The organism is Providencia sp. PROV252, assembly GCF_033676005.1.
Classification (GTDB): Bacteria; Pseudomonadota; Gammaproteobacteria; order Enterobacterales; family Enterobacteriaceae; genus Providencia; species Providencia vermicola.
In genome coordinates, this window is the sequence record NZ_CP096294.1 from 2292216 (window position 1) to 2318377 (window position 26162).

Here is a 26162-nt window from a genome sequence, read left to right on the forward strand (position 1 = left end):
TTCTCGGTGAAAGCCCATAGGGATATACATGAAAAAAAACTCAAAAAAAATTAATTACCAATAAGAACAATCTTATATAATAAAGAATAAACCTTCATCATAAAAATATTCTTAATTATATTTCCAATATTTTTTAATGATCATTTAAGAATAAAAGTGGTGGCCATGAATTTTCGTTTTATTTTTTTATCCAGTACCCTATTCGCTTTCCCATTTTATGCATCAGGGACTCCCTCTTCGACCGTTGATCAACAAATCAATAATCAAATAAGCCAAGATAAATCTCGCCAGCAACAAATACAATTAGAAGCTAAAGATGTTTTAGGGAAAAAACAAGAACGCGCTAACAATATTCTAATCTTTGATAAAGAAGAACAATGTTTTGATATGAAAAAAGTAATTTTGGTGTCTGAACCTAAATTACCGTCAATGCGCCCTCTTGAAACTTATGCTAACCAAGTTGTAGGAGTCTGCATTGGAATTAAAGGGGTTGAAACATTAGCAAAAGGCTTACAAGATAATATTATTAAATCAGGTTATGTCACCACTCGAGTCAATATCCCTGAGCAAAATATTAGCGAAGGCATTTTGACGCTAGAGATAATACCCGGCAAAGTCGCTAATGTAAAATTATCTGAAGATAGCGATACCTATATTACGCTCGGTGCAATCATGCCCGCAAAAGAAGGCGATATTCTGAATATTCGCGATATAGAACAAGGCTTAGAAAACTTGGAACGCATTCCTGGAGCCAAAGCCAATATCGAATTATCCCCAGGGAAAGATTTCTCTACATCAGATATCACTATTCAACGAGAAAAATCCCCCCATGTTAATGTCGGGGGATATTACAATAACTCAGGCAGCCGCCAAACGGGTAAAGACCAAGTTGGTGTAACCATTTATGGTAATAACTTAACCAGTTTGAATGACACAGTGTATATTTCAGCAGGTAAGAACCTAAAAAACCAAGAACGATACAGTACAAGTAATGCCGCAATTTACTATGCTGTACCCTACAATTATTGGCTTTTTTCTATCTATGCTAGCAAAAGTGATTATAAACAAACGATTAAAGATATTGTCAGTTATAAATATTATGGCGACAGCAAATATTACAATGCGACTGCTAGTAATGTTTTTTTACGTGGGCAAACATTCAAAGATACCGCGTCTATTCAGTTAATAAAGCGTAAATCAGAGTATAAGCTTGAAGATGTCAAACTATTGTCTCAGGAGAGGAATTTAACCACCTTTAAAGTGGGAGTCAATCACCGACAAAATATCGATAATTCAACACTGGATGCCTCAATCAATTATCAGCGTAACGTTCCTTGGTTAGGTGCGGAACAGAGCTGGGACATGAAATACGGCGATGCAAGCCATATGGCCCGAGTTTTTACACTGGATGTGTCTGGCATGATCCCTATCTCTTTTGATAATTTTGTCATGAGTTACAATCCTCAGCTTTTTGTTCAGTACAGCAAGGACAGATTAACAATTCAAGATCAATTTTCACTCGGTAATCGATGGACAGTACGTGGTTTTGACGAAGAATTTTCACTTATTGGTGATAAAGGCTTCTATTTAAGGAATGAATTTAACTTTTATATTCCAGGTTTTTCTTTCTATCCTTATTATGCGATTGACTACGGCCGTATATTTGGTGGTGTATATCCTCTTGGCCTTTATTCCGATGACCAACTTTTAGGAACGGCAATTGGTATGCGTGGAAGCGTCAATATCTTCAGTTATGATTTATTTCTAGGCGCTCCACTTTATAAACCCGATGAGTACGAAACCAATAGCGTCAACGCAGGATTAAATGTTCAATGGTTTTGGTAATGTGACAGCTTAGATCAGCTGACTAAAAGCTAAATATCACAATGAGGTATTTAGCTTTTATGTCCCTGTAAATATTTCCCCTCACCTAATGGCGCTATCATTTATTTCGTTCTTTAACAATCAAGATAATAAAATAGACAAAAAAAGTGGTAACTCTATATTTTTAATATTTAAAAACCAAGTAATTGTAATGCAATATGCGCTTTATTGCTATAAAAATGTTTAATTGATCTTACTGTCTTTATATAATGAAAAATCCGAGAATATAAATACTCTCGGATTTCCTACTGCACTCTATTCCATCAGAATTCAGGTATTAACCTGTATTGCATCCTATCAAAACTATTAGAAGCGATAACCTGCTCCAAACATAAATACAAATGGATCTAAGCGAGTACTTACTTTTTGTTGCTCACCCATTGCTTTATATTTTACATCCGTTTCAATATTCATCCACCAAACTGATGCGTTCAACATCCAGTTATCAGTCAGCATATAATCCATACCTGCTTGTGCCGCAAAGCCCCAAGAGCTAGATAGGTCTAAATCAGATAATTGATATGTGTCTTTACCTTTGGAATTAAATTTTTCATCAAAGAAGAACGTATAGTTCAGACCTGCGCCTAAATAAGGGCGTAATTTATCTTGTTTACTACCAAAATAATATTGTGCCATTAAGGTTGGCGGTAAATGTTTAACAGTTGCAATATTACCAGTTACACCAGTGCCAACTTTGTGTTCAAACGGCGTTGCTGCTAATAATTCCACACCGATATTATCAGTGATCATATACCCAAAGGTTAAACCTAATTGTGTATTATTACTAACACCAAACGAATCATTTAATCCATATGCTCCTAACGCATTATCCGAGCCTGCATTAGGTCTTACAGTTGCAGTACCGGCGCGAAATAGAAAATCGCCAGCTTCATGAGCAATAGAAGCAGCTGGAGCTAAAGTTGCAGCCGCTAATACAAGCGCAGTGAGTTTTTTCATTATCAATCCCATTCCTGTGTTTTTATTTTAGTAAAATATACCGCATTATATAAATTGATGTTCAAATCAAGATCACATCTTTTACCAATTTATAGGTAATCCAATAAATATAGTTTTATTATTCCATCTATTATTTTTTTAATTTTGATTTAAATCAATTTTTGGAAAATAACTAATAAAATAAAAACTTGATCCTTAAATTTATATATTTACCCCATACATAAAACATATATTTAAAATGCAATTTAAGTAATTCTAATTAACCCTCTCAATTAATTTGGTTAAATATTGAGAATCATTCCCTTTACATACTTACGTTAACTTCCCGAAATTTCTTATCTTTCTCTACCTCTATGTCTGATACTCAGTTACAATTGCCTTAAAATTTTGATCCCGTTTGTAGATAGGAGCAGTTAAATGTCCATTTCGGCCAACTCACTCATCAGTGACAGCGTTAATTTTTTCAAAAATCAACTGAGTGGCCTTTTCACCATTGTTGTGTTGGCAACGGCGGTGAGCCTCGTGATTTACGCAATGATGATCCCGAATGAACAAATGATTGGTGTGCTTGCTCAAGCACAAAACCAAATGATTGAGTCAGGGAATGCAGGTTTACAAGATTGGATATTAGGCCTTTCAGAGCAAGACAAAAGCAGCATTCTACGTGTTTCCTTTGGGCTAATTCTTTCTGTAACGCTAGGCAGCTTAGTGCTTATCTGTGGCACTTTATCCTATATTGCAGGGATGTCCCGCGGTGAAGCCATGAATGCGACGCAGGCACTTAGCGCTTCATTAGGCAAAGCCCCTTCTATGTTTTTGTTACTCGTTGTTTGCTCACTTCTCATTCAACTTGGCATCACCATTATGGTGCTCCCAGGGATTGTTCTAGCGATTGGTTTTTCTCTCGCACCAGCTATCTTAATTAATGAAAAAACAAACCCGTTTAGTGCGATGGGTAAAAGCTGGAAAATGGCGTATGCAAACTGGCGTGTTGCCCTGCCAATGATTTTAATTTGGATGGCTGCACAAATGTTGGTGAGTGTATTATTAAGCAGCTTACAGATGAACCACATTGTCATTAACGGTATATCATTCCTGCTGAATAATATCGTTGCTGCTTTCGCCTTAATTTATTTCTACCGTTTATACATGTTAGTCAATAAAAACGCTTAATTTCGATTTAAAAAAGGGAGCCAAGTGGCTCCTTTTTTCTAATGCAATCAATTGAGAAAAATCTTAATTCTTTTCTGGTTTCAAATTAAGTGATTCATCAATATCTTCACAATCCCTTTGTTGTTCTAACGCGTTCATCTCTTCTTGCGCTTTTCTCTCTTCAACACATTTAATTTGAATTTGTTGCTTACTTTGAATTAAACGAATTGCAAAATAAATATCAGGGACAACTAATAAATCATCATCAGAGCGTGTAATTTTATTTTGTTCTAGCCAACGTTTAATTGATGTACGACGCCCTGCCAACACTAACGTGACACCTTTCGCTTTCAAAGATGTGACGATATCATTAAGAGTTGAAAATACACTCACATCATTATGGGTAAAACTTACCGCGGCGTCGACGATCACCCATGCAGGTCTCTTTAATTGGTTATCTAAGTGCTTATTCAACCGCTCTTTAAAGTAATTCACGTTGAAGTAAGTCAACGGAGAGTTAAAACGATAAATTAATACACCTTCAATAGGTTGAATATCATTATCTGATGTCATTGAATGCAACATGCCTTGCTCATCCACACCAAGTTGCTGATCGGTTGGCCTAAATATCACTCGGATAAACTGCAATAAACCCAATAATACGGCTAAACCCACACCACTGATTAGCCCAACTAGCAACACAGCAACTAACGTAAAGACACATAAGAAGAAGGCTTCTCTATTACGCTTACGCATGGATAAAATACTACGAAAGCTAATTAACGAGAACGTCGAAACGACCAGTACCATTCCCAAGGCTGGCATCGGAATATATTCCAATAAGTCCATAGAAAATAACAATACGGCTAAAATCGTTAGTGCCGCAACAATAGAAACGAGCTGAGTTTTCCCCCCCATCATATCGTTAACTGCAGTACGGCTGCTTGCCGCACTCACCGCAAAGCCTTGGGAAAACGCAGAGGCGATGTTGGCTATCCCTAATGCACGTAGTTCCTGATCCGCATCAATAGCATAGCCATTTTTACTAGCGAAACTACGCGCAGTCATCATAAAACTGACAAAGCTGATCACTGCCAAGTTCATTGAAGGAATAACTAAGTCGCGTAGCAGTCCCGGTGGGAACTCGGGCATTGGAATAGAAGGCAACCCGTCTCCTAAATCCCCGACAATACTAATACCATACTGTTCAAGATTAAACACGATACTAGCAACCGTCGCGAGAACCATGGCAATCAATAATGATGGCCACTTACTACGCACACGTTTAATAATTAATGTGACTGCTAATGTTGCCGCCGCAACCAATAAGGTTGGTATATGCGTTTGTGCTATTGATTGAGGAAACGCAATAAGGCGCTCGATAAATCCTGCAGGTAATGTGGTAATACCAAAAATTTTACCCATTTGGCTAACAACGATGGTTAATGCCACCCCATTTAACAAGCCTTGTAATATCGGGCGGGATAGAAAATCAGCAAAAGTTCCTAAACGGAATCTTGCTGCAATCAAACACCAAATACCCGTCATGAGGCTCATTACAATGATTAACTGCCAGCGAACATTTTCATCCCCCATTGCAAGTGGAGCAACGGCAGCAGCAATAACCGCGCAAGTCGCCGCATCAGGGCCAATAATCAGTTGCTTTGATGTCCCAAACAACGCATAAAAAAACATAGGAAGGATACAGGCATACAATCCAACAATAGCGTTCACCCCCATTAATTCGGCATAAGCAATCGCAACAGGTAATGCCACCGCCGCAACGGACAATCCAGCTTTCACATCAGAACCTAAGTTTGAAAGCTGGTAGTTAAACAGCGTTTCTAAACCTGGCATCCAGACAAATAGCTTCGCCTTTATCATTGAGGAAAAACACCTATAAATTAGCAAGTTAAATTATCTAAAACCTTATTTATAGCCGAACTGATAAAGTTTATCTAGAAGTAAGTCAAATAATAGTAAAATTGTGCAAATATGATTGGTAACAAGGCATGTTTATTGGTAAAAAGGTGCAAACTTTTAACAATTAATGCCAATATCGGTTAAACTACTCTATTATCTTGACGTTGAGGCGCTGTATTCACTGTTATGAAACAACTTATTGATTTTATCCCTCTGATTATCTTTTTCATCGTGTATAAGCGATACGACATTTTTTACGCAAGTGGTGCCTTAATGGTCACTACACCACTGGCATTGTTAGCCACTTATCTTATTTATAAGAAAGTTGAAAAAGTAGCCAAGATCACCTGTGCTATTGTGATGGGTTTTGCGGCATTAACACTAATTTTCCACAGTGATGCATTCATTAAATGGAAAGTCACCATCATTTATGGTGCATTCGCTATCGCGTTATTATTCAGCCAATGGTTTACTGAAAAACCATTAATTCAACGTATGCTAGGAAGTAACCAAGAAATTAAGTTAGCGGATAGTTACTGGAATAAGCTTAATAGTGCATGGGCTATCTTCTTTGTTTTTTGTGCAGTTTTAAATATTTATGTCGCATTTTGGATGGCACAAGATATTTGGGTCAATTTCAAAGTATTCGGTCTGACGGCAGGAACACTGATTTTTACTGTGTTAAGCGTAGTATATATTTTTAAAAACATGACCAAAGAAGCGGTTGAAAAACACGAAGAGTAGTCATGTTTCTGAATATCTAAACAAAAAAACCTGCTTTATCTGATTGAGCAGGTTTTTTTGTTTTTAAGCTAATGTCGGTTTTGACCAAACGCTTTTTCAATCTTTTTGTCAGTATTGTATTGTGATAACGCATATACAGACCAGATAGCCGCTGGCAACCAACCAATTAAAGTCAGTTGTAAAATCAGACAAATTATTCCTGCAAATGGACGACCAATAGTAAAAAATTGCAACCACGGTAATAATATCGCCAAAATGAGTCTCATACTTTCCCCCCAAATACTTATCAACGGTTTATGGTTTAAGTATAGGCAATCTAGCCAATTGACTAAATACAAAAAACACTTCTAGCGTTTTCTTTGCATAACTCTAACTTTCAGCCGAATTTAAACACAATACGCCGATGTTCTGCGCTATTTATTGGATTTTATTGGCTAAACACGTTTTATTGGCGATACTTGGACAATAAGTCTGTAGTTAGAGTTTACTTGAGTATCAGTAATTTGCTATAAATGCTAACTAGTCGTTTTTATTCCCTTTTTAATAAGAGTTAAATATGCAATTACCAAACGGTGAATTGGTTTTACGAACCCTCGCCATGCCTGCGGATACAAACGCCAATGGTGATATTTTCGGTGGCTGGTTAATGTCACAAATGGACATTGGCGGTGCTATCCTTGCAAAAGAAATCGCGCTCGGCCGTGTTGTTACCGTCGCAGTGAATGGCATAAAATTTCAAAAACCTGTCGCAGTCGGTGATGTGGTCTGTTGCTACGCGCGCTGCTTAAAAACAGGTAAAAGCTCAATTACCATTAATATTGAAGTGTGGGTGAAAAAAGTTGCAACGGAGCCTGTAGGCCAACGTTACCGTGCCACCGATGCGGTATTTACCTATGTAGCCGTGAATGATGATAATACGCCACGAGAGTTACCAACAGAAAAACAGCATTTCCAATTAGCCAGCTCTGAGCAAATCACTGAATAATCGTTTAATTCACGCTTAAATTAAAAAAGCACCGTTTTGGTGCTTTTTTAATGGCTTAATCAGCAAGTTACACTTGGCTAACCGTACCATCCAGTTTGAAGTAAATTTCGGTGACATAACCTTTTGCGGGTTGTTTCTCGAATGTCCAGCGGTTCATTGCTCGTTTAACATCTCGCTCAAACAAACCTTTCGGTGAAACCTCAACAAACTCGATATTCGTCACACGGCCGCCGTCGTCAATATCATAACGCACCTTAACATACCCCTCTTTCCCTAAACGGCGTGCACGTTCTGGATAAACAGGAGCTTGTTTATGTAGAGCCCTTGGACCACTTTTCGCGGTAGACTGGCTATTACTCGCCCCAGTATTTTTTGCGGTCGTTACTGGATTATTGTTTGTTTTCGGTGCTGTTGCATCTGATTTGATGTTATTCATCGCAAGTTGTTTTTCAACTGGCTTAACATCTTCTTTAATTTTTTTCTTTTCTTCCTGCTTTGGTTTTGGCTTTTTCTTCACTTCAGGTTTTTTCTTCGGCAAAACAATCGCAGGCTCAACCACAGGTTCGGGTTCAGGTTCGATAATCGGTTCTGGCTCTGGTTCGACAGGTGTTTCAACCTCAGGAACAGGCTCTGAAGCAGGTTCAGGGGCAGCAAAAGCAACCATCGCAATCGTCATTGGCTCAGGATCTCTAGCCAAATTAGGTTGATTAAAAATCCATGCCATCGCAAGACCTGCATGAATAGATAACGAAATGACGATAATTAAACTCCAACGGATCCAACGCATATGCAATTTCTACCCTACACCTGTCGACCTAAAAGAATATAGTCACTAGTTTAAATGCAAATAGCAATCATATTCAATAAGGTTTGTCATACAAAGTGAAAAATGTGAATGTGCGCCCTAATAACCCTACTCAACCCATTGAGTAAAAAGTAGTGAGTGTCGACGGCGATAAATATCGATTTTGCGCATGGCATAAATGTGCATATTGCGTCTTGAATGCCCTTCTAGCCAGCGTCGACGGCGACGTTGCACTTGTCTTAACATTCTCCAACGACCGACCTCATGCCTACTGCGTCTCATTTTTCTGCCCTTTTTTATGAAAAAATACGGTGAGAAAATATTATATTCCTTTGAAAAAAAGAGCCAAGAAGATCTTTTATGGTCTATCTCATAATAATTATTTAATTTCAATGTTTATTATTTCAATTTGAAATTATTATTTCCTCATGAATTATCTATTACACAAAGCTTTTACTGCAAAATTTTGCTAAATTCTATTAAGTTAATATATTGCTCACTGTTTTTTCAGGTAAAACTTCTTTTTTCGATGGTATTTCCCTATTAGCGAGAGGCATTTAATCCATTATGGCAACTGTTTATACCCTTATGAGTTGGCTTCTATTTTTCCTTTACTGGCTACTTATTGCAGCAATTACTGTCCGCATTTTAGTTAAAAGGAGGCCTGTGACCTCTGCAATGACATGGTTGTTAATTATTTATATCCTTCCTTTAGTTGGGATAATTGCCTATGTCGCCTTTGGTGAGCTTCATTTAGGGAAACGCCGTGTTGATAAAGCCCACCATATGTGGCCTTCTGTCGCCACATGGCTCGAAAACTTACGCCATTCAAAACATATTTTTGCAAATGAAAACAGTTCGGTAGCAGAACCGCTTTTTCAATTGATCGAAAAACGTCAGGGCATCGCTGGCGTTAAAGGAAACCGTATCCAACTATTAACCACTTGCGAAGATTCATTAAAAGCCATTGTTAATGACATTAATAATGCGCAGCATTCTATCGAGATGGTGTTCTACATTTGGCAACCTGGTGGATTGGTTGATGGCGTAACGGAGGCTCTGCTAAATGCCGCTAAACGTGGTGTAAAATGCCGCATCATGGTTGACTCCGCAGGGAGTTGGCACTTTTTCCGCAGTGATTATCCTGCAAAAATGCGCGCAGCAGGCATTGAGTTTGTCGAATCGCTAAAAGTGAATTTAATGCGTTTCTTCTTACGTCGCATGGATTTACGCCAACACCGTAAAATTATCATTATCGATAACTATATTTCATACACTGGAAGTATGAATATGGTTGACCCTCGCTATTTTAAACAAGACTCAGGTGTTGGTGAATGGATTGATATTTTAGTGCGTATGGAAGGTCCTGTGAGCACCACTTTAGGGATTGTGTATGCATTTGACTGGGAAATGGAAACAGGCCAACGTATTTTGCCACCACCACCAGACAGCAATATTATGCCGTTTGAGCAAGCCAATGGTCACACCACTCAAACCATCGCTTCAGGGCCTGGTTTCCCTGATGAACTGATTCAACAATCGCTGATGACCGCCATGTTTTCTGCTCGCAAACAGTTAATCATGACAACGCCCTATTTTGTCCCTAGTGATGACCTTCTGCATGCTATCTGTACCGCGGCCATGCGCGGTGTCGATGTGAGCATTATCATGCCAAGACAAAATGACTCTTTCCTCGTTCGATGGGCAAGCCGTTCATTTTATAGCGAATTACTTGAGGCTGGCGTAAAAATTTATCAATTCGAAGATGGCTTATTGCATACTAAAAGTGTCCTTGTGGATGGCGAACTCAGTTTAGTTGGTTCCGTTAATCTCGATATGCGTAGCTTATGGCTTAACTTTGAAATCACCGTCGTTATTGATGATAAAAGTTTTGGTAGCGATCTGACGTTAGTTCAGTATGATTACATGGCTCGATCAACACGCTTAGAAATTGAAGAATGGGAACAACGCCCCTTCTGGAACCGCGTAGTTGAGCGTGTTTGTTATTTCTTTAGCCCACTGTTATAGCGTAAATGAATTAGGAAAGGTCATGACTGAGAAACACAATATACATTTAATCGATGAAGACGATATCATTGAAATGGCTTATGACCTTTTTCTCGAAGGCGCAATGGATAATCTAGAACCTGCTGACCAGCTTATTTTTGCCTTACAGTTTGAAGAATCTGGTGCAGCTGAAATCATTGATTTAACTGATAATTGGCAAGGTATTCTGCCGAGTGAGGCAAATTTATCACAGTTCAGTGAAGTGATTATTGGGCTAGCGAAAAACCCTGATGACGAACTCGACGATATCTTTGCTCGCGTCTTAATTAGCCGCCATCCTACAGAACCTTTCCACTCTATTCTCTGGAAAAAATAACGATTGAGGGGCATTAGCCCCTCTTCTTCACATCTTAATCTTCTTTAGGAAAGTCGCCTGTCACTGAAAATTTTCGCAAATAATTCTGAATATTGGTCCTGACATATTCATTTTTCTCTTTTGGGAATTTTTTCCATGCACATTCTAATAGAGGAATAACATCAGGTATTACAGTATTAAGTTCAACTAGCGTTCGAATGGCCAGACAAGCCATGTCACCATCATCTGACGTAATGCTTGGGTAAAAAAGTGCAGATTTTTCCTTAACATTCGTATCAGAACTCGCTGCATAAAGAGCAGTTCTCGCAAGGTTTAGGTTCGAATGTTCAAATAAATGAGCAAAATCCTCAGCTTGCGTGGCAGCTAAGTCTTTAAGTATGTACCCTGCAAAACGAATAAAATCGGCATCTTCCACACTTTTGATTAGCTCCAAAATATTATCTTTATAATCGGCTAAGTTCTCTTTTTGATTAAAAAAGATAGTACTAATCGCTAAATTTTGCCATGCACGGTCGGTGCTTTTTAACGCAGACATAAGGTATGAGGAAGCAATATTAGGTGCATATTGCGCTAAAACTCTCAAAGCCAGTTTTGACTCTTCCCCTTGGTTTTCTTTAATAATTTCGGTCAATAACACCAAACCTTTATCAGATAAAAGCTTAAGTTTAGTCAACCCTGACAATACCTGACATCTTAATTCCGAACTATCCATTTGGATGTATAAATCAAATAACGTTTGCTCATCACCGCCAATTCTGTGACCAAACCAACTAGTTTCATAGCCTTGAATAACTTCATCTAACCAACGTTCATACCATTGTGAAAAACTCAGTTCGTAAGAAAAGAAGAAAGGCTGATTAGAACCACACCAATGGTTTGTATAAATAATTCGCCCTGCATATTCCCCTGTAATCACTAATAATAAATCATATTCACACCCGCACGTTCCAAGGTAAAAAACACCTTGGTGAATATAGTTTTCTCGCTCATCGAATTCTTCATCACTGCAATCATCATCAAGGAAAGTCAGTTTCTGCCATTCCTCTTGGCTCATCGTAGGACTTAAAATAGAGGGTAATGCTGCGGTTTGATCAAAGCGGCTTTCGCTATCTTCAAAACGGACAATTCCATAATAAGGCCCTAGTCCACCATTACCAATTTGCGTTAAAAACTGTACAAAATCTTGCGGTAATGTCGCCCCCGTTCGCTTTTGCCATTTTTCAATATCTGCTAAGGCAATAACGGGGTTTAACTCATATTCATGGCTATCTGCACCAAATAAGTTTAACTCGCTATCTACTTGTTTAACTAAAGGGATTTTCTCACGAATTCTTGCTAATGCGTCGTTTGGATACTGTTCATTAATCTGCTGCCATTGGCGTAAAACCGAAACCGTCTCTTCATCCTGTAAAAAATCATTCGTCATTTATGTTGAACCTTTATTTTATTGCCTCAATGAATAATTAGTTTATTAACATGTTTTGCTTCCATTATTTATCAGTCATTATCTGAACACAGCTAAAAAAGTGGTTTTTAAGATTAATAACAAAAAAGCAGAGCCAATTGACTCTGCTTTTAAGGTTAATTGTTGGCAAAAATGATTAAAGAGGGTCTATTTTCAAACAAGATACTGCATGTCTAAAACTACCTTCTAACAACGGACGCGTTTTCGCACACCCTTCATCTGCCAATGGACAACGTGTTCTGAAAACACAACCTGAAGGAGGGTTAATCGGTGATGGCAGCTCCCCCTCGAGTAATTCAATGCTTTTATTTTTTTCCTTGTCAGGGTCTGGCACAGGAACCGCTGACATCAACGCTCGAGTATACGGGTGTAAGGGGTTATTATAGACCTCATCATAGGTACCTAATTCCACGGCATGTCCCAAATACATCACCAGTACACGGTCAGAAATGTGCTTAACCACGGCTAAATCATGAGCAATAAATATCAGCGATAATTTCATTTCACGCTGTAGTTCTTGCAGTAAATTCACCACTTGCGCCTGAATGGATACATCCAGCGCAGAAACTGGTTCATCACAAATAACCAATTTTGGTTCTAATATCAACGCCCTAGCAATACCAATTCGCTGGCACTGCCCCCCAGAAAACTCATGGGGATAGCGGTTAATCAAGTTCGGTAATAACCCCACTCGCATCATCATCGCTTTTACTTTTTCGGTGATTTGCGATTGTGGCATTTTCGGGTGATAGGTTTTTAGTGGTTCAGCAATAATATCACCAATGGTCATTCGCGGGTTTAATGAGGCCAATGGGTCTTGGAAAATCATTTGAATATCGCTACGCACACTGCGCCACTCTTTATCACTTTTACCTAATAAATTTTGACCTAGCCAGCTAACGGTGCCGTCTGTCGCTTTGACTAAGCCAATTAGCGCACGAGCAAAGGTGGATTTACCACAACCAGACTCACCAACCACCCCCAGAGTTTCCCCTTCGTATAAGCGCAGTGTGACGCCATCCACCGCTTTTAAACTTTTGTCGGGTTGCCAAAACCACTGCTTTTTATCCCTAATGGAAAAGTGCACTTTTAGATCATTAACTTCCAGTAACACAGGCCTATTTTCATGAGTCGTCATACTAATTCCTCCATAGGCTTGAAGCAGGCACGCAGGCGGGTTTGCGCAAAGGATGATAAAGCAGGTTCACTTTCTACACATTGCTGTGTTGCATATTGGCAACGTGGTGAGAACGGACAACCTTTTGGTAATCTTAATAGATTTGGTGGGTTACCTGGTATTGTTGCGAGACTTTCATCATCCCCATCGAGTCGCGGAACTGCCGCTAGTAACCCCAAAGAATAAGGGTGAGATGGCTGATAAAAAATATCTTTGGCAGTGCCATACTCCATAGTGCGCCCCGCATACATGACCAACACTTTGTCGCAAACGCCAGCCACAACCCCCAAGTCATGGGTGATCAAAATAATTGCTGTATCAAACTCATCTTTCAATTCATTCAGCAACGTCATGATTTGCGCTTGTACCGTCACATCTAACGCCGTTGTTGGCTCATCTGCAATCAGTAATTTTGGTTGGCACAATAGTGCCATTGCAATCATCACCCTCTGGCGCATTCCGCCTGAGAATTCATGTGGATACATGTTCATACGCTTACGCGCTTCAGGCATTTTAACCGCATCCAACATTTTCACTGATGCCTCGAAAGCGTCACTTTTGCCCATCCCCTTATGGAGCATCAGTACCTCAGATAGCTGCGTGCCAATTTTTAAGTAGGGATTTAATGACGTCATTGGGTCTTGGAAGATCATGGAGATTTCTTCAGCCCGCATCCGATTTAATTCTTTTTCTTTTAAATTCAGAATTTCACGACCATTAAACATCGCCGAACCATTGATTCGGCCATTTTTTGCCAGTAGTCCCATCAAAGCAAATGCCGTTTGCGATTTCCCTGATCCTGACTCCCCAACAATACCCAAGGTTTCCCCTGCGCGTAAATCAAAATTAAGCTTATTAACCGCAGTGACATCGCCATCTTGCGTAGAAAAAGTCACACTCAAATCTTTAACTGATAACAGAGGGCTTTTGGTTGAATTTATTGACATAACATTTCCCTCTAACGGTCTTTCGGATCGAGGGCATCACGTAAGCCATCGCCGATAAAATTAAAACAAAACAACGTGATAACCAGAAAACCTGCAGGGATCAATAATAACCATGGTGTCACTTCCATCGAATTTGCCCCATCACTGAGCAAAGCCCCCCAACTGCTGAGTGGCTCTTGTGTGCCCAAACCTAGGAAGCTGAGGAATGATTCAAACAAGATCATGCTCGGTACTAACAAGGATGCATAGACTACCACCACACCCAGCACATTTGGCACAATATGGCGTAAAATAATATGACGCGTGCTGACACCACAAACTAATGCCGCTTCAATAAACTCTTTACGTTTTAACCCCAGTGTTTGACCACGTACAATACGTGCCATATCTAACCAAGAGACCATCCCAATTGCGACGAAAATCAATAAGATATTGGTGCCAAATAAGGTCACTAATAAAATAACGAAGAACATAAATGGAAATGAATTCAGAATTTCCAATAAACGCATCATGATTGAGTCAACTTTACCACCGACATAGCCTGCCAGTGAGCCATATAACGTCCCAACCACTACTGCCACCAGCGCAGCAGCAACGCCGACCATCAGCGAGATACGCCCACCAATTGCGACACGCACTAGCAAGTCACGCCCCGACGCATCCGTACCAAAATAATGGCCTGTCGCCATATCTGGCGGCATGGACATCATCTCCCAATCGGTATCATCGTATAGGAATGGTGATAGCATCGGCGCAAAAATGACAAATAATGTGATTAAAAACAACACACATAAACTGAAAATTGCCGCACGGTTATGCATGAAACGACGACGTGCATCTTGCCACAAACTTCGCCCTTCAATATCCAATTGCTCTGAAAAATTCGCCAGAGCTTCACTATTTTTTTGATTCGAAATCATAGCGTTTCTCCAATTAGTAGCGAATTTTCGGGTCAATGACGGCATACAACACATCGACAATAGCATTAAAGGTTATCGTTAATACCCCAACCAAAATGGTTAAGCTCAACACCAAGGAATAATCGCGGTTAAGTGCGCCATTAACGAATAATTGACCAATGCCAGGTAAGCCAAAAATAGTTTCAATCACCATTGAACCCGTAATGATTCCCACAAATGCAGGGCCCATATAAGAAAGCACTGGGAGCAACGCAGGTTTTAAGGCATGGCGTAAAATGATAGTTCTCAGTGGTAAGCCTTTAGCGCGTGCAGTACGGATAAAATTTGAATGCATAATTTCTATCATCGAGCCACGAGTGATACGGGAAATACTGGCAATATAGGCTAATGACAGTGCCACCATCGGCAAGATCATATGTTTCAAATTACCGCCGTCCCAGCCACCGCCGGGGAGCCATTTCAAGTGAATGGCAAATATCAGCACCAAAAGAGGTGCCACAACAAAGCTGGGGATGACAACCCCCGTCATGGCAAACCCCATGACTGTAAAGTCCCATTTAGTATTTTGATTAAGGGCAGCAATGACCCCTGCCGTGACACCAAATAAAACGGCAACCACAAAGGCAGTAGCCCCCAGTTTCGCAGAAACAGGGAAAGCTTTCGCTACTAAGTCATTGACACTATAGTCTTTATATTTAAATGAAGGCCCAAAATCGCCTTGTGAGAGTTGAATAAGGTAGTTGAAGTACTGCTTATACATCGGATCATTTAAATGGTATTTGGCTTCAATATTTGCCATCACCTCAGGTGGTAGCTTACGCTCGCCCGTAAACGGACTACCCGGCGCTAAGCGCATCATAAAAAATGAGATGGTAATGAGAATTAAAAGAGTCGGGATCGCCTCAAGCACCCGACGCAAAATAAATTTCAGCATTGCTCGTTCCTGCTTCTATTGCCCATTAGGCTAATATCTGGCCCCTCTCGGAGCCAGAGCATTGTTATTAGTGTTTGATAATATATAAATCTTTAGTATGTAAGTTATCTAATGGGTCTTTACCACTATAACCACCAACGTAAGGTTTCACCAAACGGGTGTTAACGTAGTAGTAAAGCGGAACAATGCCTGAATCTTTATCGAGTAACTTTTCAGCTTGTTGATATAAGGCCGCTCGTTCTTCGTCTGTTTTCACCTGTAATGTTTTCTTCATCACAGCATCAAAGTCCGTATTTTTATAGTGAACCGTGTTGTTACTACTGTAGGAAAGCAGCATATTCAGGAACGAAGATGGTTCGTTATAGTCTGCGCACCATCCTGCGCGGGCAACATCATAATTACCTTGATGTCGGCTATCCAAGAAGGTTTTCCACTCTTGGTTTTCGAGTTTAACGTCTGCGCCGATATTTTTCTTCCACATAGAAGAGGCAGCAATCGCAATACGTTTATGCAAATCTGACGTATTATATAGTAAGTTGAATTTTAATGGGTTTGCTTTGTTATAACCCGCCTCTTCCAGCAATTGTTTCGCTTTTTCATTACGCTGTTCCTGAGTCATATTGGCGTACCAATCTGGTTTCTCAGTTTTCATGCCGCTGGTAAAGGGTGGAGTAAAACCATAAGCGGGGATATCTCCCTGCGCTTTCACTTTATAGGTGATAGTGTCTCTGTCCATCGACAGTTTTAATGCTTCACGAACACGCGGGTCGTTAAATGGTGGTTTTTCGTTATTAATTTCATAGTAGTAAATACACAGATAAGGATTTACACGTAACTCATTGGGCATGTTTTGTTGTAAGCTTTTAAATTGCTCAATAGGTAAGTTACTGTACGTCATATCAATTTCACCACTTCGGTAGCGGTTTACATCAGTCACTTCAGAGGAAATTGGCAGGAAAGTGACTTGGTCAATAATCGTGTTTGCGTTATCCCAATATGTTGGGCTGCGCTCTAATACAATACGCTCGTTAACAGTCCAATCTTTCAGTTTATAGGCTCCGTTACCGACAAAATTTTGGGGTTGTGTCCATTTAGCTCCATTCTTTTCAATCACTTTTTTGTTTACTGGAGACATGGATGAGTGAGCTAATAATTTAGGAATATAAGGAACGGCTTCACTGAGCGAAATCACTAATGTTTTGTCATCAAGCGCTTTGACACCAAGTTCTTGCGGTTTTTTCTTACCCGCAATAATATCGTCAACATTTTTGATATGCGCGTATTGTAGGTAGCTTGCATATGGAGAGGCGGTATCAGGGTCTGCTAAACGTTGCCAACTATAAACGAAATCCTCTGCCGTGACAGGGTCACCATTTGACCATTTTGCCCCATCACGAATTTTAAACGTCCACTCGGTAAAATCTTTGTTTTCCCAGCTGGTTGCTGAGCCAGGTAAAATTTCCCCATCTGGCCCAACAATAGTAATCCCTTCAAATAGATCCCTTGCTAAAGCTGACTCTGGTACCCCTTCAATTTTATGTGGATCTAAAGACTGTGGCTCTGAACCGTTATTTCTGACCATCACTTGCTTTTCAGCAAGTTCAACACCAGCTGGAACCGTCGCAGCAAAACTGGTTGCTATTGACCCCATCGCTAACCCAGCGGTAACGCTAAGTGCAATAATCGATTTATTGATTAATTTACTCATCTTATCGGTTACTCCCATACATATTTATTATGATTGTGTGTTGATGCAGGTTTATCTTAGAGATAAACACTTTTTATAATTATTTGGATATTATTTATTAGGTTCACTTATATATAACCGTTTAATATCCGTATAATCAAGGGGGTCTTTACCTTTAAATCCACCAACGGTGGGTTTTACCATACGTGCGCTGACGCGATAATAGACAGGAACTAACGCAGAGTCCTTGTCTAACAAGGCTTCAGCTTGTTGATAAATCTGATGGCGCGCTTGTTCATCTTGTGCAGTTAACGCTTGGGCAAGTAATGCGTCAAACGTGGCGTTTGAATAGAAACCAGTGTTATTGCTGTTGTCCGTTAACATCATATTTAAAAATGCAGTTGGTTCATTGTAATCAGCACACCAAGTCGCCCTTGCAACGTCGTATTGCCCTTCATGACGGCTTTGCAGTGAAGTTTTCCATTCCTGATTTTGTAGCGTAACTTTCGCACCAATATTTTTTTGCCACATAGAAGCGGCAACAATCGCTTGCTGTTTATTTTGGTCTGACGTGTTGTATAACAACGAAAATTTCAGGGGATTCTCTTTGGTGTAACCCGCTTCTGCCAATAGTTCTCTTGCCCGTTGATAACGCTGCTCAGCGGGTAAACTGGCCCACTGCGGTGGCTCAAAATTGCCATTATTAATAAATGTTGGTGTGAACCCATAAGCCACGGTTTGGCCTTGGTTGATGATTTTATTCGTAATGGTTTCTCTATCTAACCCTAATTTAATAGCCTCCCTCACTCTAGGGTCATTAAATGGTGGGCGTTTATTATTAATTTCATAATAAAAAGTACACAAATAAGGCCTTACATATAACTCATTGGGCTTTTCTTGCTTCATCTTTTGATAAAGCGCGGGCGGAATAGCGGAATTGCTGATATCGGTTTCCCCACTGCGATAGCGGTTGATATCACTAACTTCAGAAGAAATTGCGAGGAACGTCGCTTGGTCTATCTGGCTCTGCACATTATTCCAATATAGCGGATTACGTTTTACAACAATGCGCTCGTTAACCACCCATTTATCCAGCAAATATGCCCCATTACCCACAAAATTTTGTGGTTGAGTCCATTTATCACCATGTTTTTCAATTGTCTGTTTATTAACAGGCTTCATCGCTGTATGGGATAGCATATCAACAAAATAGGGGACAGGATGGCTTAACGTGACTTGTAAGTGATGAGGATCTAAGGCTTTTACGCCAAGTTCATTGACAGGCTTTTTCCCTGCCAAAATAGCATCTGCATTTAAAATATAAGCGTTTTGTAGGTAACTTGAATAAGGTGAGCCCGTTGCTGGATCTGCGAGACGTTGCCAGCTATAGACAAAATCTTCCGCGGTGACAGGGGTTCCATCACTCCACTTTGCGTCATCTCTGAGCGTAAAAATCCAAGTAATGTAATTATCATTTACCCAGTTTTTTGCCACACCTGGTGTCACTTTGCCATCGACATCAGTATAAACCAGGCCTTCTAACAAATTTAAAATAACATTACTTTCAGGCACTCCCTCCACTTTGTGCGGGTCAAGGGAAGCCACTTCTGAACCATTGTTAATCACAATTGACTGTACAGGTTTAACAATATTGGCACTCATTGATGATGTCGTAATAAATAATGACAGTGCTCCCAAACCCATTGCCGTTCTTATCATTTTATCCCTCATGATTAGCAACCTTCGCAGTAATTAACGAAACCTTTTATCTAGCCGAACATGGCCAAATGCACCCTTTGAATATGAATAATTAAAACAATTAATTAACATTTGTTAGTTAAAAATTTCATGCCATTTCTAAAAAAAACTCACCAATACACCATCAAATACATTAAAATCAATGCGATACCATAAACCCCATCATATCGCATATCATGTCTCCCCTTCACACTTCCAAACATATCATTAACAAATACCAATTAAAATAGTGAATAAATTTACGTAGCTCACAATTCCTTACTTTTTATCCCTGTTTTAGCAAAAAATGCGATATTTAATTACAGATGTGACTTTTATTATTGCTGATTGTTTATTGTGAAAGAGATTAGATAACGACATATCCTGCTATTGGATACCACAATACTGTTTTTGAAAGGCGATAGTTTTTCTCAATGCTGCTGTCAGCAAAATGCATAACAGCAGCATTGGAAAGAGGTGTTTTAGAGTAAACCTGGGAAAAGTGCTTTAACCCCTGTGACGATAAATTCGATGCCCAACGACATCAATAATAATCCCATAATACGCGTAACAACGTTGATCCCTGTCTGCCCTAAATAGCGTACTAATAACGAAGCGGAGCGAAATAATAACCAACAACAAAAGGCAAAGAAAATACTGGTTAGGGCTAAACCCAAGAAATTTTGCCAGCCATGCCACCTTGAAGACCAAACAATACAAGAACTTATTGCTCCAGGGCCAGCCATTAACGGTAATGCCAGAGGCACAACACCAATGCTGTCGCGAACCGCTGTTTCTGTTTTTTCTTGTTTATTCTGTTTGTCTTCACCAATTTTCCCGCTGATCATCGACATTGCGATGGTGACAATCAATATCCCCCCTGCAATACGGAATGAATCAATAGAAATCCCAAATAATTGTAAGATTGAATCGCCAATTAATAATGACGTACATAAAATAATAGCAACGGAAGTATTCGCAATGGTATTGGTTTTATTTCTCCCTGCATTACTTTGATAATTAGTCATACTGATAAACACAGGCAAAATACCCACAGGGTTTACCAATGCAAATAAACCGATAAAAAATTTAATGTAGCCCGATAAGTCAAGTAATGCTGCACTCACTCATTCATTTCCTTAAATAACTCTTGTTAGAGGTTTATTGATGTCTTTAATAATTTTATCACTGATGCAGTAAATTTCCTTGAGAAAAGCACTAATTTCTGTGAATGTCTCTTTTTACCCCATTTTTTGTTAGCTTTATTATCAATCTCGACGCATTTAGCTTACTTATGTGAAAGTTAATTAATACACCAACAACACTATTTCAAATAGTACAAAAATAGCCATGCTGAAAGGTGTCAGCTTGCCATTTTCGTGATTTAGATCACTTTATTTAATTCCTGTTTTGTTAATCTATTCTTAACTGATAGACAGAGTTAATGATGAACCAATCATCAATAATTCACGTTTTAACAAGGTTTTTAAGCCAATAGGCGATGATGAGCTACGTTATTATAGATATTATCTATACTTTCTTTTTTAAGTGGTCTTTTTTAAACCTCTTTATAATAGATACATTGCTCATTGGCTTAAAAAGTTTAACATTTATCAGGAGTAATCTATATGTCCGTAACTAACGTTACCGAACTCAATGAACTCGTTGCTCGTGTCAAAAAAGCTCAACGCGAATTCGCTAGTTTTTCGCAAGAAAAAGTAGATGAAATCTTCCGCGCTGCTGCCCTTGCTGCTGCTGATGCACGTATCCCTCTCGCAAAACTCGCGGTAGAAGAGTCTGGAATGGGTATTGTTGAAGATAAAGTGATCAAAAACCACTTTGCCTCTGAATATATCTATAATGCCTATAAAGATGAAAAGACCTGCGGTGTACTTTCTGAAGACCCAACATTTGGTACGATTACAATCGCAGAACCTATTGGGATTATTTGTGGTATCGTACCAACCACAAACCCAACATCAACAGCCATCTTTAAATCCCTGATTAGCTTAAAAACCCGTAATGCCATTATCTTTTCTCCGCACCCTCGCGCAAAAGTAGCCACTAACCGTGCCGCCGAAATTGTTCTTAATGCCGCTATCGCAGCAGGTGCGCCAAAAGATATTATTGGTTGGATTGATTCCCCATCAGTTGAATTATCCAATGCATTAATGCATCACCCTGATATTAACCTGATCTTGGCGACAGGTGGCCCTGGTATGGTTAAAGCGGCTTACAGCTCAGGAAAACCCGCTATTGGTGTAGGTGCAGGAAACACCCCTGTGGTTATTGATGAAACTGCAGATATTAAACGCGCAGTGGCTTCTATTTTAATGTCCAAAACCTTCGATAACGGTGTTATCTGTGCATCTGAGCAATCTGTTGTCGTTGTCGATGAAATCTATAGTCAAGTACGTGAACGTTTTGCAAGTCACGGTGGCTACTTACTGCAAGGTAAAGAACTCAAAGCTGTTCAAGATATCATCTTAAAAAATGGCAATTTAAACGCAGCTATCGTGGGTCAACCTGCTTATAAAATTGCAGAGATGGCTGGCATTACGGTGCCAATCAATACAAAGATTTTAATTGGTGAAGTGAAACTGATCGATGATTCAGAGCCCTTTGCTCATGAAAAATTGTCTCCACTGTTAGCCATGTACCGCGGCAAAAACTTTGAGGATGCAGTATCGAAAGCTGAGCAGCTGGTTGAGATGGGCGGTATTGGCCACACATCTTGCTTATATACAGACCAAGATAATGAACATGAACGTGTCAATTATTTCGGTCAAAAAATGAAAACGGCGCGTATCCTGATCAACACCCCTGCCTCACAAGGTGGGATTGGTGACTTGTATAACTTTAAATTAGCCCCTTCTCTCACACTCGGCTGCGGTTCTTGGGGGGGTAACTCTATCTCTGAAAACGTTGGTCCTAAACATTTAATTAATACCAAAACTGTGGCGAAGAGAGCTGAAAATATGTTGTGGCATAAACTTCCAAATTCAATCTACTTCCGCCGTGGCTGTTTACCTATCGCCCTAGAAGAAATTGCAACTGACGGTGCAAAACGTGCATTTATTGTCACCGATGGCTATTTATTTAATAACGGCTATGTGGATGAAGTGGTTAATGTCCTCAAAAAACACCATATCGAAACCGATGTTTTCTTTGAAGTTGAAGCTGACCCAACGTTAACAGTTGTTCGTAAAGGTGCGGCGCAAATGCAAGCTTTCCAACCTGATGTCATTATCGCATTAGGTGGCGGTTCTCCAATGGATGCGGCGAAGATTATGTGGGTCATGTACGAACACCCTGAAACGCATTTTGAAGAGCTGGCGTTACGCTTTATGGATATCCGTAAACGTATTCACCGTTTCCCGAAAATGGGTGTGAAAGCAAAATTAGTTGCTATTACAACAACATCAGGTACAGGTTCTGAAGTCACACCATTTGCAGTTGTCACCGACGATAAAACAGGTCAAAAATACCCATTAGCGGATTATGCATTAACGCCTAATATGGCAATTGTCGATGCTAACCTCGTAATGAACATGCCTAAATCGTTAACTGCTTTTGGTGGTTTAGATGCCGTCACCCACGCATTAGAAGCTTATGTCTCCGTGTTAGCTAATGAGTTTACCGATGGTCAAGCTTTAAAAGCGCTAAGCTTATTAAAAGATTACCTGCCAGCAAGTTATCATGAAGGGGCTAAAAACCCAGTGGCACGTGAGCGTGTACACAATGGTGCAACCTTAGCAGGTATTGCCTTTGCTAACGCCTTCTTGGGTGTTTGTCACTCAATGGCACACAAACTGGGCTCTGAGTTCCATATTCCTCATGGTCTTGCGAATGCATTGCTAATTTGTAACGTTATTCGTTTCAATGCGAATGATAACCCAACCAAGCAAACTGCTTTTAGCCAATACGACCGTCCTCATGCACGCCGCCAATATGCTGAAATTGCAGATCATTTGGGGCTCACAAATGCAAATGACCGTACGGGTGTTAAAATTGAGAAATTATTAGCGTGGTTAGATGAAATTAAGGCTGACTTGGGCATTCCTAAATCTATCCGTGAAACAGGTGTTTCTGAAGCTGATTTCTTAGCCCGCGTTGATAAACTGTCAGAAGACGCTTTTGATGACCAATGTACAGGGGCTAACCCACGTTATCCATTAATCTCTGAAATTAAACAGTTATTACTGGATTCATATTATGGCCGTGAGTTTATTGAACATACAAGTGCACCATCTGCAGAAGTAAAGACAGAAAAAAAAGTTGTTGAGAAAAAGACGACAACGAAAAAAACGGCAGAGAAAAAATCATCTAAAAAATAATTTTTTGGATAATTAAATAATAAAGGCACTGCAAATGCAGTGCCTTTAATGTTTTACAAGTCAAATAATGCTATTAATCACAATCATATATTAGAGAAATTATACACAAGGGCTTTCATTAAAAGCCCATAGGTCTATTCTAAAAATAGGTTATTTTTCACTTTCCATTTTATTTTTCGTTTAATTGAAGTGAATAGCTTTTTTAGGAATAGTCCCTGCGTTCATTAATTTAGCTTGTTCAATCGCATCTGAATAATGCTTGCGACACACAGAGATGTATTTCTCATTTCCCCCTATATCCACCTGTGCGCCCTCATAAACTGGGATCCCATCACTTCCTACACGCAATACTTTATTCGCTTTACGGCCGCAGTAACAGACTGTTTTAAGCTCAACCAATTTATCAGCCCAGGCAAGTAAATATTGGCTTCCTGCAAACAGTTCACCTGCAAAATCAGTGCGTAAACCATAACATAAAACAGGGATATCGCAGTTATCAACGATATCGCATAATTGCGCTACTTGTTCTTTTGTTAAAAATTGACACTCATCAATAAGAACACAATGTACTTTCTGTGTGCTATTTTCACGTTTAATAATCTCTGCCATATTTGTCGATGGTGAGAATAATAACGCTTCAGCTGATAGCCCAATACGTGAGGATACCCTTCCTAGGGCAAAACGGTTATCAATTTCTGCCGTGAATATCAATGTTTGCATCCCTCTTTCGTTATAGTTATACGATGACTGTAACAAAGACGTTGATTTCCCCGCATTCATTGCTGAATAATAAAAATAAAGCTGAGCCATCTCGCTGTTTCCTCAAAAATTATATTCGAAATAATTTTATCATAAAACATATCATTAGATTAACTATAACCACTCTTTCTTACCTTTACTTATTGAAAATTTAACTCTTTTTACGTAAACATATCTGTATTTTATACTTATAATGATTATCTTATATGCAATAAAAACCAGTTCAATATTAACGACAAATGTTTTTGCTGAAGCACTGATGGCAAAAACCTCATCAAAAAAAGAAAATTTAAGTTAATCCCTGACATCGCTTCGTTTTGAGCTAAAGTAAAAAAGACCTTTTACTCATTTTACAGAATATTAAGTTAGTAAAACTTTTTCATATTGCTATTTTTTTCATTAGTTCAGTTATTGATAATAGTGGTATATATATCTACGAAAAGTTTATATTTCTTTTGTAAAAAAATTGCATTCGTTAAAGATTACTTTTAAACTAGGGGCGTAATTTAGCTATTGCAGAATTTAAAATAGCATTCTATTATTACTGTACACATGCCAACAAATAATTTGAGACCAGGAAAATGAGCGAATCATTAAAAGCGTTAAATAACATCCGTACTCTTCGTGCTCAAGCTCGCGAAGTTACTTTAGAATCTTTAGAAGAAATGCTGGAAAAATTAACGGTCGTTGTTGATGAGCGTCGTGATGAAGAAAGCCAAGCACGCGCGGAATTAGAAGAACGTAACCGTAAATTGGAAAAAGTTCGTGAAATGATCCTAGAACAAGGCGTAGATTTAAATGATCTTCTGCAAACTATGGACTCAGGTAAAACGACAAGCACTCGTGCTAAACGCGCTGCACGCCCTGCTAAATACAAATATGTTGATGAAAACGGCGAAACAAAAACGTGGACTGGCCAAGGCCGTACACCTGCTGTAATCAAAGTTGCTATTGAAGAGCAAGGCAAATCGTTAGACGATTTCTTAATCTAATCAACTAAACACGTATTCTAAACACCCTTTTTGAAGGGTGTTTTTATTTATAGCCTTATATATTATTTTATATTTCTCTGTGTCAGAAGTATCTTCATGCATATAAAACCAGCATCCTAATTTCAATTATTTCATATAGACTTCTCTTAAAATGCATATTCTTCGTTGTTCAAATGCCTAAAAAAATTAAATAAAATATTGTTATAGTAAAGAAATGTAATCTTAATTAGAAATAACAGGTGCATAGACAAGCATTTATTGACCTACCCTGTAAGCATATTTTTAATACTTTCATCGTAAAAGCTAAATGCCACAATTGTTGCATTTGCAATGTAAGATATACCACTTAATACTTAGCTACTGGCATTAATATT

Annotated in this window: 22 protein-coding genes; 8 read left to right on the top strand and 14 right to left on the bottom strand. The window is 39.2% G+C overall.

Features of this window, described 5'->3' with window-relative positions; genetic code table 11:
• Nucleotides 1–165 precede the first annotated feature (165 nt).
• Complete coding sequence (locus M1F05_RS10500; RefSeq protein WP_206086114.1) at nt 166–1845, top strand: ShlB/FhaC/HecB family hemolysin secretion/activation protein; 1680 nt, start codon at nt 166–168, stop codon at nt 1843–1845.
• 345 nt (nt 1846–2190) lie between these two features.
• On the opposite strand, the gene ompW is transcribed toward M1F05_RS10500, so the two are convergent.
• Nucleotides 2191–2841, bottom strand: coding sequence for an outer membrane protein OmpW (ompW, locus tag M1F05_RS10505; protein ID WP_206086115.1), 651 nt, complete (start codon nt 2839–2841; stop codon nt 2191–2193).
• 417 nt (nt 2842–3258) lie between these two features.
• Here ompW and M1F05_RS10510 point away from each other — a divergent pair, with 417 nt between their 5' ends.
• Nucleotides 3259–4014 (top strand): YciC family protein, encoded by a 756-nt coding sequence (locus M1F05_RS10510; protein ID WP_206086116.1) that lies wholly within the window; start codon nt 3259–3261, stop codon nt 4012–4014.
• A gap of 63 nt (nt 4015–4077) precedes the next feature.
• Here M1F05_RS10510 and M1F05_RS10515 read toward each other — a convergent pair whose 3' ends face one another.
• A complete protein-coding gene (locus tag M1F05_RS10515) occupies nt 4078–5877 on the bottom strand; it encodes a SulP family inorganic anion transporter (RefSeq protein ID WP_206086117.1) in 1800 nt (599 codons plus the stop codon).
• A gap of 225 nt (nt 5878–6102) precedes the next feature.
• On the opposite strand from M1F05_RS10515, the gene M1F05_RS10520 reads away from it, so the two are divergent.
• A complete protein-coding gene (locus M1F05_RS10520) occupies nt 6103–6660 on the top strand; it encodes a septation protein A (protein ID WP_206086118.1) in 558 nt (185 codons plus the stop codon).
• Between the two features lie 68 nt (nt 6661–6728).
• Here M1F05_RS10520 and M1F05_RS10525 read toward each other — a convergent pair whose 3' ends face one another.
• On the bottom strand, nt 6729–6926 hold the full coding sequence (locus M1F05_RS10525; protein WP_206086119.1) for a YqaE/Pmp3 family membrane protein: 198 nt from the start codon (nt 6924–6926) through the stop codon (nt 6729–6731).
• Nucleotides 6927–7216: 290 nt separating this feature from the next.
• Between M1F05_RS10525 and yciA the strand changes: the two genes are divergently transcribed.
• Entirely contained in the window at nt 7217–7645 is a 429-nt protein-coding gene (gene yciA, locus M1F05_RS10530; protein ID WP_206086120.1) for an acyl-CoA thioester hydrolase YciA, read from the top strand.
• A 67-nt stretch (nt 7646–7712) separates the two neighbouring features.
• Here the strand turns inward: yciA and M1F05_RS10535 are convergent, their stop codons facing one another.
• Both M1F05_RS10535 and M1F05_RS10540 read right to left on the bottom strand, forming a co-directional pair.
• A complete protein-coding gene (locus M1F05_RS10535) occupies nt 7713–8432 on the bottom strand; it encodes a TonB family protein (protein ID WP_206086121.1) in 720 nt (239 codons plus the stop codon).
• A gap of 126 nt (nt 8433–8558) precedes the next feature.
• Nucleotides 8559–8732, bottom strand: coding sequence for a YciY family protein (locus M1F05_RS10540; RefSeq protein WP_206086122.1), 174 nt, complete (start codon nt 8730–8732; stop codon nt 8559–8561).
• 285 nt (nt 8733–9017) lie between these two features.
• Between M1F05_RS10540 and cls the strand changes: the two genes are divergently transcribed.
• Together cls and M1F05_RS10550 are read left to right on the top strand one after the other, a co-directional pair.
• On the top strand, nt 9018–10478 hold the full coding sequence (gene cls, locus M1F05_RS10545) for a cardiolipin synthase (RefSeq protein ID WP_206086123.1): 1461 nt from the start codon (nt 9018–9020) through the stop codon (nt 10476–10478).
• 22 nt (nt 10479–10500) lie between these two features.
• Complete coding sequence (locus tag M1F05_RS10550) at nt 10501–10833, top strand: HI1450 family dsDNA-mimic protein (protein ID WP_206086124.1); 333 nt, start codon at nt 10501–10503, stop codon at nt 10831–10833.
• 34 nt (nt 10834–10867) lie between these two features.
• Here the strand turns inward: M1F05_RS10550 and M1F05_RS10555 are convergent, their stop codons facing one another.
• From M1F05_RS10555 to M1F05_RS10590, 8 genes are all read right to left on the bottom strand, one after another.
• Nucleotides 10868–12259, bottom strand: coding sequence for an SMI1/KNR4 family protein (locus tag M1F05_RS10555; RefSeq protein ID WP_206086125.1), 1392 nt, complete (start codon nt 12257–12259; stop codon nt 10868–10870).
• Between the two features lie 175 nt (nt 12260–12434).
• Complete coding sequence (gene oppF, locus M1F05_RS10560) at nt 12435–13436, bottom strand: murein tripeptide/oligopeptide ABC transporter ATP binding protein OppF (RefSeq protein ID WP_206086126.1); 1002 nt, start codon at nt 13434–13436, stop codon at nt 12435–12437.
• A complete protein-coding gene (locus M1F05_RS10565; protein WP_206086127.1) occupies nt 13433–14422 on the bottom strand; it encodes an ABC transporter ATP-binding protein in 990 nt (329 codons plus the stop codon). The genes oppF and M1F05_RS10565 overlap by 4 nt, the downstream gene beginning before the upstream one ends.
• An 11-nt stretch (nt 14423–14433) precedes the next feature.
• Nucleotides 14434–15342, bottom strand: coding sequence for an oligopeptide ABC transporter permease OppC (oppC, locus tag M1F05_RS10570; protein WP_206086128.1), 909 nt, complete (start codon nt 15340–15342; stop codon nt 14434–14436).
• A 13-nt stretch (nt 15343–15355) separates the two neighbouring features.
• Entirely contained in the window at nt 15356–16276 is a 921-nt protein-coding gene (oppB, locus tag M1F05_RS10575; RefSeq protein WP_206086129.1) for an oligopeptide ABC transporter permease OppB, read from the bottom strand.
• A gap of 67 nt (nt 16277–16343) precedes the next feature.
• Nucleotides 16344–17984: an oligopeptide ABC transporter substrate-binding protein OppA gene (gene oppA, locus M1F05_RS10580; RefSeq protein WP_206086130.1), complete on the bottom strand. Its 1641-nt coding sequence runs from the start codon at nt 17982–17984 to the stop codon at nt 16344–16346.
• A gap of 90 nt (nt 17985–18074) precedes the next feature.
• Complete coding sequence (locus M1F05_RS10585) at nt 18075–19682, bottom strand: ABC transporter substrate-binding protein (protein WP_371007206.1); 1608 nt, start codon at nt 19680–19682, stop codon at nt 18075–18077.
• A gap of 500 nt (nt 19683–20182) precedes the next feature.
• Nucleotides 20183–20827 carry a YchE family NAAT transporter gene (locus M1F05_RS10590; RefSeq protein ID WP_206086132.1) on the bottom strand — a complete coding sequence of 215 codons (645 nt, stop codon included), beginning with the start codon at nt 20825–20827 and terminating at the stop codon, nt 20183–20185.
• Nucleotides 20828–21328: 501 nt separating this feature from the next.
• Between M1F05_RS10590 and adhE the strand changes: the two genes are divergently transcribed.
• A complete protein-coding gene (adhE, locus tag M1F05_RS10595) occupies nt 21329–24037 on the top strand; it encodes a bifunctional acetaldehyde-CoA/alcohol dehydrogenase (RefSeq protein WP_206086133.1) in 2709 nt (902 codons plus the stop codon).
• 180 nt (nt 24038–24217) lie between these two features.
• Here the strand turns inward: adhE and M1F05_RS10600 are convergent, their stop codons facing one another.
• On the bottom strand, nt 24218–24847 hold the full coding sequence (locus tag M1F05_RS10600; protein ID WP_206086134.1) for a thymidine kinase: 630 nt from the start codon (nt 24845–24847) through the stop codon (nt 24218–24220).
• Nucleotides 24848–25377: 530 nt separating this feature from the next.
• On the opposite strand from M1F05_RS10600, the gene hns reads away from it, so the two are divergent.
• Nucleotides 25378–25788 (top strand): histone-like nucleoid-structuring protein H-NS, encoded by a 411-nt coding sequence (gene hns / locus M1F05_RS10605; RefSeq protein ID WP_206086135.1) that lies wholly within the window; start codon nt 25378–25380, stop codon nt 25786–25788.
• Nucleotides 25789–26162 lie beyond the last annotated feature (374 nt).

Coding starts and splice junctions, on each gene's coding strand:
- M1F05_RS10500 (WP_206086114.1), top strand. CDS start 166: ATGAATTTTCGTTTTATTTTTTTATCCAGTACCCTATTCGCTTTCCCA.
- ompW (WP_206086115.1), bottom strand. CDS start 2,841: ATGAAAAAACTCACTGCGCTTGTATTAGCGGCTGCAACTTTAGCTCCA.
- M1F05_RS10510 (WP_206086116.1), top strand. CDS start 3,259: ATGTCCATTTCGGCCAACTCACTCATCAGTGACAGCGTTAATTTTTTC.
- M1F05_RS10515 (WP_206086117.1), bottom strand. CDS start 5,877: ATGATAAAGGCGAAGCTATTTGTCTGGATGCCAGGTTTAGAAACGCTG.
- M1F05_RS10520 (WP_206086118.1), top strand. CDS start 6,103: ATGAAACAACTTATTGATTTTATCCCTCTGATTATCTTTTTCATCGTG.
- M1F05_RS10525 (WP_206086119.1), bottom strand. CDS start 6,926: ATGAGACTCATTTTGGCGATATTATTACCGTGGTTGCAATTTTTTACT.
- yciA (WP_206086120.1), top strand. CDS start 7,217: ATGCAATTACCAAACGGTGAATTGGTTTTACGAACCCTCGCCATGCCT.
- M1F05_RS10535 (WP_206086121.1), bottom strand. CDS start 8,432: ATGCGTTGGATCCGTTGGAGTTTAATTATCGTCATTTCGTTATCTATT.
- M1F05_RS10540 (WP_206086122.1), bottom strand. CDS start 8,732: ATGAGACGCAGTAGGCATGAGGTCGGTCGTTGGAGAATGTTAAGACAA.
- cls (WP_206086123.1), top strand. CDS start 9,018: ATGGCAACTGTTTATACCCTTATGAGTTGGCTTCTATTTTTCCTTTAC.
- M1F05_RS10550 (WP_206086124.1), top strand. CDS start 10,501: ATGACTGAGAAACACAATATACATTTAATCGATGAAGACGATATCATT.
- M1F05_RS10555 (WP_206086125.1), bottom strand. CDS start 12,259: ATGACGAATGATTTTTTACAGGATGAAGAGACGGTTTCGGTTTTACGC.
- oppF (WP_206086126.1), bottom strand. CDS start 13,436: ATGACGACTCATGAAAATAGGCCTGTGTTACTGGAAGTTAATGATCTA.
- M1F05_RS10565 (WP_206086127.1), bottom strand. CDS start 14,422: ATGTCAATAAATTCAACCAAAAGCCCTCTGTTATCAGTTAAAGATTTG.
- oppC (WP_206086128.1), bottom strand. CDS start 15,342: ATGATTTCGAATCAAAAAAATAGTGAAGCTCTGGCGAATTTTTCAGAG.
- oppB (WP_206086129.1), bottom strand. CDS start 16,276: ATGCTGAAATTTATTTTGCGTCGGGTGCTTGAGGCGATCCCGACTCTT.
- oppA (WP_206086130.1), bottom strand. CDS start 17,984: ATGAGTAAATTAATCAATAAATCGATTATTGCACTTAGCGTTACCGCT.
- M1F05_RS10585 (WP_371007206.1), bottom strand. CDS start 19,682: ATGATAAGAACGGCAATGGGTTTGGGAGCACTGTCATTATTTATTACG.
- adhE (WP_206086133.1), top strand. CDS start 21,329: ATGTCCGTAACTAACGTTACCGAACTCAATGAACTCGTTGCTCGTGTC.
- M1F05_RS10600 (WP_206086134.1), bottom strand. CDS start 24,847: ATGGCTCAGCTTTATTTTTATTATTCAGCAATGAATGCGGGGAAATCA.
- hns (WP_206086135.1), top strand. CDS start 25,378: ATGAGCGAATCATTAAAAGCGTTAAATAACATCCGTACTCTTCGTGCT.